The organism is Bacillus sp. SH5-2 (assembly GCF_008368905.1).
Taxonomy (GTDB): Bacteria; Bacillota; Bacilli; order Bacillales; family Bacillaceae_G; genus Bacillus_A; species Bacillus_A luti.
On the sequence record NZ_QOSD01000006.1, the window covers coordinates 249,171 to 262,873 of the forward strand.

10 protein-coding genes and 2 pseudogenes are annotated in these 13,703 nt (G+C 33.4%); 3 read left to right on the forward strand and 9 right to left on the reverse strand.

The annotated features are described in order from the left end of the window. Window positions 1–242: 242 nt before the first annotated feature. Window positions 243–1,673 (reverse strand): aspartate ammonia-lyase, encoded by a 1,431-nt coding sequence (gene aspA / locus DN410_RS06285; protein ID WP_149175835.1) that lies wholly within the window; start codon window positions 1,671–1,673, stop codon window positions 243–245. A 53-nt stretch (window positions 1,674–1,726) separates the two neighbouring features. Beyond that, complete coding sequence (gene ansA / locus DN410_RS06290; protein WP_149175836.1) at window positions 1,727–2,731, reverse strand: asparaginase; 1,005 nt, start codon at window positions 2,729–2,731, stop codon at window positions 1,727–1,729. Window positions 2,732–2,914: 183 nt separating this feature from the next. Between ansA and ansR the strand changes: the two genes are divergently transcribed. From ansR to DN410_RS06305, 3 genes and pseudogenes are all read left to right on the forward strand, one after another. Then, on the forward strand, window positions 2,915–3,292 hold the full coding sequence (gene ansR, locus DN410_RS06295) for an HTH-type transcriptional regulator AnsR (RefSeq protein WP_149175849.1): 378 nt from the start codon (window positions 2,915–2,917) through the stop codon (window positions 3,290–3,292). 66 nt (window positions 3,293–3,358) lie between these two features. Further along, window positions 3,359–3,565: pseudogene (locus tag DN410_RS06300) on the forward strand (DUF1304 domain-containing protein); the annotation flags it as partial. 103 nt (window positions 3,566–3,668) lie between these two features. Further along, a pseudogene (locus DN410_RS06305) lies at window positions 3,669–3,782 on the forward strand (IS3 family transposase); the annotation flags it as partial. Between the two features lie 98 nt (window positions 3,783–3,880). Here DN410_RS06305 and DN410_RS06310 read toward each other — a convergent pair. From DN410_RS06310 to DN410_RS06340, 7 genes are all read right to left on the reverse strand, one after another. After that, window positions 3,881–4,522, reverse strand: a complete 642-nt coding sequence (locus DN410_RS06310; RefSeq protein WP_149175837.1) for a nucleotide excision repair endonuclease — start codon at window positions 4,520–4,522, stop codon at window positions 3,881–3,883. A gap of 166 nt (window positions 4,523–4,688) precedes the next feature. Next, complete coding sequence (locus DN410_RS06315; protein ID WP_149175838.1) at window positions 4,689–6,104, reverse strand: amino acid permease; 1,416 nt, start codon at window positions 6,102–6,104, stop codon at window positions 4,689–4,691. Between the two features lie 271 nt (window positions 6,105–6,375). Next, window positions 6,376–7,728: a branched-chain amino acid transport system II carrier protein BrnQ5 gene (gene brnQ5, locus DN410_RS06320; RefSeq protein WP_149175839.1), complete on the reverse strand. Its 1,353-nt coding sequence runs from the start codon at window positions 7,726–7,728 to the stop codon at window positions 6,376–6,378. Window positions 7,729–7,927: 199 nt separating this feature from the next. Beyond that, entirely contained in the window at window positions 7,928–8,746 is an 819-nt protein-coding gene (proC, locus tag DN410_RS06325) for a pyrroline-5-carboxylate reductase (protein ID WP_149175840.1), read from the reverse strand. A 456-nt stretch (window positions 8,747–9,202) separates the two neighbouring features. Then, a complete protein-coding gene (locus tag DN410_RS06330; RefSeq protein WP_149175841.1) occupies window positions 9,203–10,396 on the reverse strand; it encodes a Ger(x)C family spore germination protein in 1,194 nt (397 codons plus the stop codon). Next, window positions 10,393–11,484, reverse strand: coding sequence for a spore germination protein (locus tag DN410_RS06335; protein WP_149175842.1), 1,092 nt, complete (start codon window positions 11,482–11,484; stop codon window positions 10,393–10,395). The genes DN410_RS06330 and DN410_RS06335 overlap by 4 nt, the downstream gene beginning before the upstream one ends. A 26-nt stretch (window positions 11,485–11,510) precedes the next feature. Continuing rightward, window positions 11,511–13,085 (reverse strand): spore germination protein, encoded by a 1,575-nt coding sequence (locus DN410_RS06340; RefSeq protein WP_149175843.1) that lies wholly within the window; start codon window positions 13,083–13,085, stop codon window positions 11,511–11,513. Between the last annotated feature and the right edge of the window lie 618 nt (window positions 13,086–13,703).

Here is a 13,703-nt window from a genome sequence, read left to right on the forward strand (position 1 = left end):
TTAATGGTTGGTCATAGTTCTTTATAAAGATTCATGTAAGCTTGTTGTTAATATGATAGGATGTTTTAATAAATCCTCTTTATTTAAAAGTGATGTTGATTATATTTCTGTTCCTCTTAATTTTGTTTCTATGAACCATTAGACGCTACTGTATACTTACTTATAACCTCCCTACCTCTATTCACATATAACATCCCTATATTGTAAAAAAGGGGAGGGGCTTGCCCCCCCCCCCTCTTCTTTTAATTTTTCTTTAAAAGAGTTGCTCCTGCAATCCCTGGGTGTGTCATTTCGAATGGATCTAGAATTAACTCTAAGTCTTCTTGTGACAATACACCATTTTTCACACAAAGTTCTCGAACGGACTGCCCTGTCGCGATTGCTTCTTTCGCAACGCGAGCTGCTGCTTCATAACCGATATGAGGATTCACGGCTGTAATAATTCCTACACTCTTCTCAACATACTCTTTTAAGCGATCTTCATTCGCTTCAATTCCTTTTAAGCAATTATCTGTAAAGGCACGGAAACCGTTATTCATAATGCTAATTGATTGAAGTAAGTTGAAAACAAGGACTGGTTCCATAACGTTTAATTCTAATTGACCTGCTTCTGAAGCAAGGCAAATTGTATGGTCGTTACCAATGACTTGGAACGCAATTTGATTAATTACCTCTGGCATAACAGGGTTTACTTTCCCTGGCATAATAGATGAACCTGGTTGACGAGCAGGTAGCATAATTTCCGCTAAGCCAACACGTGGACCTGATGCCATTAAGCGAAGGTCATTCGCAATTTTAGACATATTCATCATACATACTTTAAGTGCTGCAGATACTTCAGTATAAGCATCCGTATTTTGCGTCGCATCTACTAAATCTTCTGCACCAACTAGTGGTAGTTCGCTAATTGCAGCTAAATGTTTTACAACTGCTTCAATATATTCTGGATCTGCATTTAAGCCTGTACCAACTGCAGTTGCTCCCATGTTCACTTCATATAAGTGTTGACGTGATTGCTGAATTCGTTTCATATCACGTTCAAGTACACGAGAGTACGCTTTAAATTCTTGTCCAAGACGAATTGGCACAGCGTCTTGTAAATGTGTACGCCCCATTTTAATCACATGATCGAACTGTTCTGCTTTTAATTCAAATACATCGTGCATATAACCCATCGTTTGTAATAAACCTTCTAATGCGTTTAATATAGCGATATGAATCGCCGTTGGGAATGCATCGTTTGTTGATTGCGCCATGTTTACATGGCTATTTGGACTAATATAATGATAGTCTCCCTTTTCCATTCCTAATAATTCAAGAGCACGATTGGCGATGACTTCATTTGCATTCATGTTCATTGAAGTACCTGCTCCGCCTTGGATTGGATCTACGATAAAATGATCATGCCATTTTCCATCAAGAATTTCTTGAGCAGCTTCTGCGATCGCGCCGCCCTTGTTCAATTCCAATCTTCCTACATCTGTATTCGCAAGCGCTGCTGCTTTTTTTACAATTGCGAACGCTCTAATTAAACTTTCATGAATTTTGTACCCTGTAATCGGGAAATTTTCAACAGCGCGTAAAGTTTGAATTCCGTAATATGCCTTAATAGGTAATTCCTTTTCTCCCAAAAAATCCTTCTCCACTCGCATGTTCTTGTTTGTCATTGACATTTTAATTTCTCCCCTATATTAAATGTAAAACCTAAATAAATCATATGGAGTCATTACCAATCCTTATCAGATTTTATTGTTAAATCATAGGCTAAAGGCTCTTCAATAATTTTTTTAATCTCTTCTAATTTATTAGTTTTTCCAAGCGTCCACATCAATTTTGCTAAGATGGCTTCCGTATTCATATCTCCAGATAATATTACTTGATGTTGCGCCACTTTTCGTCCTACTTCATAGAGAAGTATGTCTTCCCCTTCTTCCAGGCATTGAGTAGTAATCACTACAGCAATCCCCATTTCAGTCAATTCTTGAATTTTCGAAAGCAAGTTCCTTCCTTCAAAAGGTAATCCGCCGTTACCAAAACTTTCAATAATAACCCCTTTATACAAATCTTTTAAACAATCAAATATCTCCGGCTTTGTACCTGGATACAATTTCATAAGAAAAACATCCGTACATAAATTAGTATCTATTGAAAGTTCATTATGGGAGGACGTTGGCTTCCAATGATATTTCACTTCATCTTCATTTACCTCAGCAACATATGGATAATTCACACTTTCAAATGCATCATAACTTTTTGTTCGCATTTTAACTGCTCTCGTCCCAATAATCACCCTACTATCAAAAACAATAAACACACCGCCAACATCCTCACAGGCAAATCTAAGAGCATCAGCTACATTTTTCTTTGCGTCTGTCTTTTTAAAACTAATAGGTACTTGTGAACCTGTTAAAACAACTGGTTTTTTTAAACCTTGAAGCATATAAGATAGGGCGGAAGATGTATAAGCTAACGTATCCGTTCCATGTGTAATCACAAACCCGTCATAGTCATCATAATGATTAAAAACAGCATTAGCTATTTCTTTCCAGTGCTCAGGTTGCATATTAGTACTATCAATATTCATTAAGATTTTACAATCTATTTCTAAGTTTCGAGATGACTTCGAAAAATAATTCAATAATTCCTCAGCAGATAATCCTGGAACAAGCCCTTCACTCCCCTCCACAGATGCAATTGTCCCACCAGTTGCCAGTAATAAAATTCTCTTCATACACAACCCCTCCATAAAATAAACAACGATATATCGTTCGCGAAATGCATACTTATAGTTATCATTATAGAACTTAATTTGAATTAATCAAGATTTTGTATTCAATACGCATACTTTTTTCTATTCTTGATTCTTTTTCTATGTTATAATTAATTTAATAAAATTAGATGGGGTATGAGACGAATGCTGGAACGTTTATCTGAATTAAGAAAAAATCAAAAATGGTCCTTACAAGAGACAGCAGATCGACTTGGGATTGCGAAAAGCACCTATGCTGGGTATGAAAATGGTTATAGATTACCTTCATTACAATCTTTATCTAAAATAGCCGATTTATTTGATACGTCTGTAGATTATATATTAGGCAGAATTGAACATTCACATCAGAACAAAGATGTAATTGAGATTACAAGACTCCTAAAAGATCCAGATCCAACACTTTTAATAGATGGAGAAGAACTGTCAACAGAAGAGATCATAGATTTTATTGCTTTTGTGAGAAGTAAACGAGAACTAAGTGCCAAGAGAATAGAAAATATTGAACCAACATTTAAAAGTTGATTCAATAAAAAACGAAGACACTGCACTCTTTGAACTTAGAAATACTTAGACAATTAATTTGTAAACGGTTTATATAATGGATTCTTAGCAGTTGGCCTCATTTGGGGTCTTATACTTGAAAACAATCCCATTGGTTATATGATTCAATTATTTTTCATCATTTGTGTGGTGGTAGCAGCTATTTTCGGAGGTTTCACATCCAATAAATCAATTATCGTGAAACAAGGACTTCCCACTATTTTAGCGTTGCCTGCCCTTTTATCTGTCATATAGAACCAAAGCTTTTCAATAAAGGAACTCATTTTTGAAAAATACGCTATTCTTTCTGTAGATTTATAAGAAAGGATGGTGTTTTTGTATGTCTATTTCTGTATCGAAAGAATTTGAAAGTATAACAGATTTCAAGCAAGAATTAGCAAAGTATATAAAGTACTATAATCATGAAAGAATCAAGGAAAAATCAAAGGGAATGAACCCAGTATTGTACTAGGCTCATTCCCTAGAGGCTACCTAATAAACCGACCTTTCTAACTTTTTGGGACACAGTCTAGTTGAAGTGCTAAAAGCAACGAATTTACTACTTTAAAGTTAAGTGTTTAACCTTGAAGTACTTAAATTCTTTTTTCCAGATAAAGCATACATTATATCTTGATGCTTTATTGTCCTCTTATAATTATGTGGTATCGGAAATTTGTTTCGGTGTTCTTTCATTATAATTAAAGTTTGAAGTTCTATGCTCAATACTTTTGCGAGAACATGATAGTTATATCCATTGTTTAACAGAGAAATTATGTCATAAAACATAGTTTTTCCGCCTACTAATTTTACTAATTTATTCTTTAACCCATCCCTTTTTTCTTTAGCTTCATCAATTTCTAACAACATAGATTTTTTATTTGTCTGCTTAATGTATTGAGTATATAACTCTGGGAATTCTTTTTGGACTTCTTTGTTTAATACTGGTTTATATTTAATCATATAAGTAACTTGTAACAATGAGCGTTTTAACAAACTATCTTCAATGAGATACGCTACTTTATTAAATAAATGTACATATTCCTTAATATTGGAATAACTATTAAAATGAGCTAATACTCTACTTTTTATACTAAAAGCCTTGCCTACATAAATAATATTGTCATTATAATCTTTAATGAAATAAATACCACTGTCATCTTTTTCTAATTCATTATCCAGTTCTTCTAGACTCATAAAATGCAATTCACTCATACTTCTCCCTCTCCTTAGCAGCTTTAAATCGTAGAAAACAAGCAAGGTTTCTAAAAAAGTACTTGGCTGCCCTAGCATCTCTTATTTTATCTCTTGCTAAATGTCAAAAACTGTTTCTATGTTACTCAACTATCAATATGATTATTAATAAAATTTTCTATCGTTATTATCTCGCAATTTTATCATGTAATTTCGAGATCGTTTCCTCATTTAAATTACTGTGTTTTATCGAATAAAGGAAATATATGACTGCCCCAATAGTAATCCAAATACTAAAGTACACCCAGGTACTTAACGGTAAATTTAGCATTAAAAACACACAACATACAATTGAAACGCTTGGTAATACAGGTACAAAAGGTACCATAAATCCACGTTTTAAATTTGGGTGTGATTTACGGAGAATAATAACTGATAGACAAACTAACGCAAACGTCACCAAACTACCGATATTAACTAAATTAACCAATTCTTTCAAATCAATAAACCCAGCTATTATTGAACTTCCTATTCCTGCCAATCCAGTTATAAAAGTGGGTGCTCCAGTTTTCTTATTAACTTTCGCAAATGATTTCGGTAACAATCCATCACGACTCATTGCAAAGAATACTCGTGTTGCCGCATACATATTTGAAAAAATAACAGCCATAAGGCCAATTACAGCACCTGCAGCAATTACACCAGCGACTTTTCCTTGTCCTACCACTTCCATTACATAAGCCATTGCCTCAGGAACATTTAATTCTTTATAGGAAACCATTCCTGTCATAACAAGGCATACCATAACATAAATAATTGTACATATGATTAATGATGCAATAATACCGATGGGAAGATTACGTTTCGGATCTTTTACTTCTTCTGCTGAAGTTGCTAATATATCAAAACCCGTGAAAGCGAATAAAATAGCTGCTCCACCCGTAAAAACCCCACTTAACCCGTATGGTGCAATTGGTATCCAGTTCATTGGTTTTACATAGAATATACCAACTGTAATAAACAATAAAATCATTCCAATTTTAATCAATACCATTATATTATTGATTCGTTTACTTTCCCTCGTACCACGGGATAACATCCATGCTAATATCAATGTAATGATTACTGCTGGTAGATTCACAATACCCCCATGCGAAGGAATCGTTACTAGAGCTTTAGGTATCTCTAATCCAAATCCTTTTATTAAATTGCGGAAATAGCCTGTCCATCCAGCAGCGACAGCCGCTGTTGCCACAATATATATTAACAGTAAAGACCAACCTACTAGATGAGCAACAAACTCACCAATTGTTGCATATGAGTACGTATATACACTACCAGATGCCGGGAGTGTGGAAGCAATTTCTGCGTAACATAATGCTATAAATCCGCATATAATTGCTGCAAGTACAAATGAAAAAATAACTGCTGGACCAGCATCTCTTGCTGCTACTAACCCAGTTAACACAAGAACCCCCGTTCCAATTATCGAGCCTACCCCTAACATAATTAAATCAAATGCTCCTAATGTTTTCGTTAAGCTCTTACTTTGATTATGCTCTAACAATTGTGTAACGGATTTCTTTTTTAATAAATTACTCATATTCTCTGTATCCCCTTTAAAATAAGGTTTGCTCTTATTATTGTTGTATATGAATTTACTTAGTTATTAGATAGTCTTATAATATTTCTTTTACGTTAAATAAATTTGAAACATTCTATTTTTTCTCTTTCATCCAGTGTTCAACAAACATCAGCTATAATGTGTTATAGCTATTTCAATTTACCTCCAAAGATATAAATAAAAGATTTTTTCATTCCAAAGAGATAATTAGTTTTGTGTCCCCGATAATGATATGATAAACAAAAATAATTTATTTATTTAATTGAGTTTCTCCAGAACTTAAGGTATTTTTCTTCCGTAATACACTAACAATATACCCACATACACCGCCTATAATAGCCGGAAATCCCCATCCTAAACCTACACTATATAATGGAAGAAAATACTCAAGAAAATTCTGAATTACCCCATTCTCTATTCCAGCAGCTTTTAATCCATCTAATGAACTAAAAATAAATGTCAATATCAAACTCCCTTGATATACTTCAAATCTACCATTGAATACAGAGTGTAAAAATGTTAGGAATATTAAGGTAATAGCAATTGGATACATAGTTATTAATACAGGGATTGAAATCATAATTAATTGTGTTAATCCTATATTCGCAACTAGTGTACTGGAAACGGACAAAATAATAGCAAGCTTTTTGTAAGAAATATTTGGAAATAATTTATGAAAAAAAGAAGAACAAGCAGTGATAAGTCCTACGCTTGTAATTAAACATGCCACTATAATCATTACACCTAAGAAAATTGCACCATACGAACCAAAGTAATAGTCCGAAACTTTCGCTAAAACTTCAGCCCCATTATTTAAACGACCTAGTTTTTCTACACTCGAAGCGCCCATATAGGAAAGGGCAGTATAAATAAGAGCTAAGAGTGTAGCAGCAATAGCCGTTGCTTTTACACAAACAATCATAAGCTGCTTTTTAGTCGTAGCTCCTTTTTCTCTAATTGCATTCACAATAATGATTCCGAAAACAAAAGCTCCAAGAGCATCTAATGTTAAATATCCTTGTTGAAAACCTTTAAAAAATGCATCTGATGCATACAATTCAGTAGGTGCTTGAATTCTTCCAATTGGATGAATAAAAGCAACGACGACAAGGATCCCAATAACAGTCAATTTGATAGGAGTCAAAACTTTTCCAACTACATCAATAATTTTTGTAGGATTAAGGGATAATAAGCATGTAACTGTGAAAAATAAGATTGTAAATACGGTTAATGCAACAGGACCTGCATCATTTGATAAAAACGGTTTAATTCCAATTTCAAATGATACATTTCCAGATCTAGGGATGGCATAAAAGGGACCAATCGCTAGATAGAGAACGATCGCAAATACAATACCAAACACCGGATGTACACGACTAGCTAAAGATTGCAAATCACTTTTACCTGAAAAGACAAATGCTGTTATTGCTAACAATGGTAAACCAACTCCAGTAACTAAAAATCCTGCATTGGCTATCCATACATTTTTTCCAGCCATTTGACCAAGCATAGGTGGAAAAATTAAATTTCCTGCTCCAAAAAACAATGCAAACAGCATCAATCCTATAATAATGATAAAGGAAGTAGGAACTTTATTTGACATAACAACTCCTCCGATTATACATTTGTATACGCTCTTTATTTTCCCTATAATTTATATATTAATCTAGTTTATTCCAGCCTAGAACACCGTTGCGAAAGGCAATTTTATGCCCCCGCTCCCTATAAGAAATAGCAACAAGCTTTTAATTTAAATAACAGCTTACATGAATGGATATGAAATTACGCCTAAACAAAGCTTCTCACTTACTAGTTAAACTAGACATTTCCATAGATTTTTGCGTACAACGTTTCATAGCTGAAATGATAGCTGTTCTTAAACCTTTTTCTTCTAGTGTTGCTACAGCTTCTATCGTCGTTCCACCTGGAGAACAAACCATATCCTTCAATTCACCTGGATGTATTCCCGTTTCCAATACCATTTTTGCAGAACCTAATACAGCCTGAGCCGCAAATTTATAAGCTTGATTTCTCGGCATACCGTCCAGTACAGCAGCATCTGCCATGGCTTCTATAAACATATACACATATGCTGGAGAAGAACCACTAATAGATGTAACAACATCCATTAGTTTTTCATTTACGACCTCCGTCTGGCCGAAAATATTAAATATATTTAGTATCTCTTTTATATCTTTTTCTATAACCATTTCATTAAAAGATAACGCAGACATTCCTTCTCCAACAAGTACCGGTGTATTAGGCATTACCCTAACAACCTTTAACTTTCTATCAAATTCATTCTCAGTGCTTTTAATACTTTTTCCTGCAGCAATAGTGACAACAATTACATTATTCTTTATTTGGTCTTTTATTTGGTTAATTACTGATGAGTATAAGTCTGGTTTAATTGATAAAATTAAAATGTCGGCACTGTTAGCGACTTCATTGTTGTTAGTAGTTATAGTTATGCCATATTTATCGCTAGCACTTTTCAAATTACTAACGTTTAAATCTGAACAAATTATTTGATTTGGAGACACTATATTTTTATTAATCATTCTCCTTATCATAGCAATACCCATGTTTCCACATCCGATAAATCCTATTTGTTTATTCATAATAATTTGATCTTGCTCCTTCTATTCTAAACTTTATTGATTTTGAAATTATTATTCTAAATAAGGGCTATTACAATTACTGGGTTTATCAATAGAATTTTAAAATTCTCCTTCCTATATAGAGCTTACATATACCTCTAATAATTACTTATTTTCAAAAATTTCTTCTATTTTCACCGCTTTCGCTTGCACTTCAAACTCCCTCCTATTCAAACTAGTAAAGGACATATAATGATTCCTCTTTCTTTCCTAACGTTAAATAAAACGCCAATAGTAACGGTTGTTATCTACTTTATAGCGCCAAAAAATGCATAGGATAAAGAAAGAATGAACTTTTAATAAATCATTTCTTTAATTTATAATAAGAAGGACATAAAAAAACAAAAAGTTACAAAAACAAATTAAAATTTTTGTAACTTTTTGTTTTAATGCAAATATAATGTCAATTAAGGTATCTCACCGTTTTAAACTTGATGCTCCATAATCTTGTATAGTTACATTTATATGATATTTAATCGGTACCTTACTAAATGTTCGATCCCAATCTTTTTTGACTTTCTCCCATGTTCTCGGGTGTTTAATTCTTAATTGGTTGCCAAAACCCGCAATATCGACTTGATATTCTTTTTGTATTTTTTTTGTAACATGATGTACTAAGTGCTTTACTTCTTTTTCAATAGCTTTTTCTTCCCTTTTTAAAAATTCATTTTCAAAATCTTTTCCTGATTGCATCCAATTTTCAGACAAACGCCCTTCTGATTCAATGTTTACATCAAAGGAAATATTATTTCCGTTAACATGTGGTATGATTTTGCTTTTTATTGACTTTATTTCGTATATAATGAGTTTCTTTGATTCTTTATCAAAAGTTTTTACCACACCACCATTCCTTTTTCCGTTTATCCATACTACTCCTTCCAATTCTTGTTCATTTAAAAAGCCCATCAACTTTTTTGTTTTCCCTTTAATTACAGCAGCTCCTGCAAATTTTGTTTCCCCATTTATCGAGATTACATTTTGCAATAGAAAACTGGACCCTGACCGCATCTTTCCTTCCAATTTAGCGAGCGATACAGGAGGTAAAATCCTTGTTGTTCTATTTCTATTATCTGCAATTCCAGACAAACGAAATGCTGGGATTTCTCCTTTTTTGTTTGATTCCAGTACCTCCTTCGCTAGACCCTTGCTAATTAAGACCATACAGCTAAGCCGAACTTCATTGTCACGGAGATACTGTTCAAGTAATTGTTCTAAACTGTATGTACGTACAAGACTATCACTAATAACAATGTTTTTTAAATGTGGGCTGAACATTGCGCTCTCTCTTTTCAATGAAAACTCACGAACAATTTGATGAATGGAATCACCGGTCTCAGAAACATTTATATAACGTTTTTGTTGTCCGTTTCCTTTACTTTGTGCTTGCGAACTAACAATTTGATAAGTAGCTGTTATAAGATTTCTTTTAGGATAACCTCCTTCCTCATCCTCTTTCTCAATTGTTGAATCCTTCCCTTTATCTAGTGCTATACCTGCTGTTAAACTCAACTGTTCTACTTCTTTACTGCTCCAACATCCTGTTAAAAATAGAAGCAAAAGCGTACATAACAAAACCAAATAGAACTGCATATTATTAAATTTATTTTTCACGCTACTCCTCCTTTTAATCGCGTAATAATAAGGAGAAGCAGTGGCAGTAAACCAAATAAAAATAAAGCAGCATTACCGAGCATATCCCCCAATTTAAGCAAATCATTTATATTTTTTGAAGTCATAGCAATGATATAAATGATTGGAATCAAAGCAAAAATAAACGGATGAATACTCTTTTTAAAGAGTTGCGCTAATCCTAATGCAGCTGCATAGTAACTAATTGTATATGTAGCAAATATTTGCATAATCCATATTACAAGCAGTAAAGATTCAAAACGTTCAAATATCAAACCAGAAATTTCAAAACTGCGCATAAGGTCAATTGTCGGCCATGTTCTTGTTACAACCCCATCAATTGATAATGCACCAATGACCATTACAACAGTTATTACATAAAAAATTAACGGAATAGAAATTCCAACTAAAATAGCTTTTACTGCTTTATTTCGTTGTTCCATAAACACCAAAAGAATTAACATAATTTCAGGACCTGTATATGCGAGAGACGTTGTTTTTATCCCATCTAACACTGGTTTAATTCCCAAACCTAATACGGGACGGAGATTATCTATCTCGAATATTCCTATACTCATAAAGGAAATGAGTAAAAAAATAAAAAAAGTAATAGGAAATATTATTTCAAACATCCGTGCAATCGAGTTAATACCACTCATAATCAAATAGAGACCTATCCACATAAAAGGCATAATAATGGCCCATGTAGGAGTTCCTTCCAGTAAAAAAAAGCTTATTACTTCTGCCATTGAACGAATTTGAAACGCTGAAGTTGTAAGAAAATACCCTATAATAAGAAAACTAAGCAACCTGCCTATCCATTTCCCTACAATATCTTGACTGTATTGATAAAATGTTTTATCTGGAAACTGCTGACTTAATTTGACCATAATTACTCCTGAAACCATTGCGAGTATCCCACCTAATATCACACTTAGCCATACATCTGGTGTTTTCACTTTTTCCACAGATGCTCTGGGCAGAGTGAGGATTCCCGTTCCAAGTATATAATTTACAATAATAACAACTGCTTGCGAAGTTGTTATTCGGTCTTTAGGTTTAGTAATCACTGAAGGCCACTTCCTTTCGTCATCAGCTACCTTTTGCGGATAGTTTTTTTTGTATGCATTATTTTCGGTCGACGTCTCATTATTTTTAATGGCATGCGAACCATAAAATCTTTCCAGTCACTAAATCGATATGGAACAGCAGGGCTAGTATAAGGAACGCCAAAACTTTTCAGTTTCACTAAATGACTGCAAAGTAAAAGAAAGAAGAGAATAACACCATACAAGCCAAATATCGCAGCACAAAACATAGCTACAAAACGAAGAATGCGTAACGTAATTCCCACACTATATTGCGGGATAGTAAAAGAAGAAATAGCTGTTACCGCAACAACGATAACCATTATTGGACTAACAATTCCTGCTTCTACGGCAGCCTGACCAATTATTAAACCGCCCACAATTCCCATTGCAGGTCCAATCGGTTTAGGCAGACGTAAACCTGCTTCTCGTAAAACTTCGATAGCTACTTCCATAATTAACGCTTCTATTAAAGCGGGAAAAGGAACTCCTTCTCGCGATCCGATAATAGAAATAGCGAGCTTGGTGGGAATTAATCCTGGATGAAATGAAATAAAAGAAATATACAGTGCTGGAGCAAATAATGAAACAAAAGCTGTCATGAAGCGTAATAAGCGGAGAAGCGTACCAGGAATCCACCTTTCATAATAATCTTCTGGTGATTGCAGCAGCATACTAAATGTAACTGGAGCAATTAAAACAAATGGTGTTCCATCTAACAAAATAGCTACCCGGCCCTCCATCAAAGCACTAATAACACGATCAGGTCGTTCTGTATTTTGAATCTGCGGAAAAGGACTGAGATAATTATCTTCAATGAGTTGCTCTATGTAACCAGATTCGAGTACACTATCTATGTCAATTTTCTGAATTCTATTTTTTATTTCTTCCACCAATTCTGTACTAGCAAGATCTTTAATAAATGCGACAACTAGCTCTTTCTTTGCACGTTCTCCTACTGGTAGCTTTACTAATGATAAGTTCTCATCCGCACAATGCCGTCGCAAAAGTGAGGTATTATCACTTAATACTTCAGTAAAACCCACCCGTGGACCTCTGACTAATGCCTCCGATACTGGTTCTTCAATGTTTCGTTTATTTGCTTTTGTTGTACCAAGAATAAACACATCTGCTAAACCATCAATTAAAAGAGCTGTTGAACCTATCAATACTTTGGATATCAAATCTTTTATGTAATGGACTTCTGCTACTTCACTAATTGTAAGAACTTTATTTTTAATATATTCTTTTGAAACAGTCCCCTCCACATAAGAAGATTCATTTTTATATTCGTCAGAAAAATCATCCATTAGTAATTTCATAATATGTTTGTCAATTATCTCTTTATCTGATAGACCATCAACAAAAATGATCCCAGCCTGAATATCTGTGCGTCCAATATTAAACTTCCGAAAGCGAACATCAGAATTATGTCCGATTTGTTGCTTTATAAGTTCTAAGTTAGAGGCAAAATCATTTGTGAAATGAACGGTTGCATTTTGAGAAGGCTTTTGATCTTGTTTCGTTTTACTTTTAATATTATTTTTTTTCACTTGTTTGTCTCTTGACTTCCACCAACTCATTCTTCCCACTCTTTCTCTGACATACGAACCCAATGAAAAAATCTTGAGATAGTATACGGAATTAAAAACAAAATAAAAGCTTGTACAAAGACTTTCCAATCTGGAAGATAAGAAGTAATTATGTTCCACATGTTTATCACCCAATTTATATACTCTGCTAGGATTGAGATTTCTAAAGAACGGTATGTACTTAATAAAAAATAACTATAAGATTAAAGAGCAGAAAAGCGAGACATTATGCTTACTTAGTACCAATAACCTAGTTAATATAAAAACATTTCTGACCTAAAATACCATTTCCAATTATAATTTGTTAGATATTATCTCCTTTTCCCTTATTTATATGCTCGCATTTGAATTTTAAATAATATAAGTACCAATGATATTTCCTCTTAAAGAAAAAAAGATGCTAGAAGATAGCATCTTTTTTTAAATTCAACTTACTATGTATTTATATTTTATTGTGGAAATATTCGTTTTTTTAAATGAATATTAATGTTTAAAAAATAAAAAATACATATTCTTTTGTTCTAAGTTAATATACTTCTACCGAATCGATACGGAATTTCCTGATTTTAAAACCAATATGAAATAAAAGAAAATACTCTCTTAGAAAAA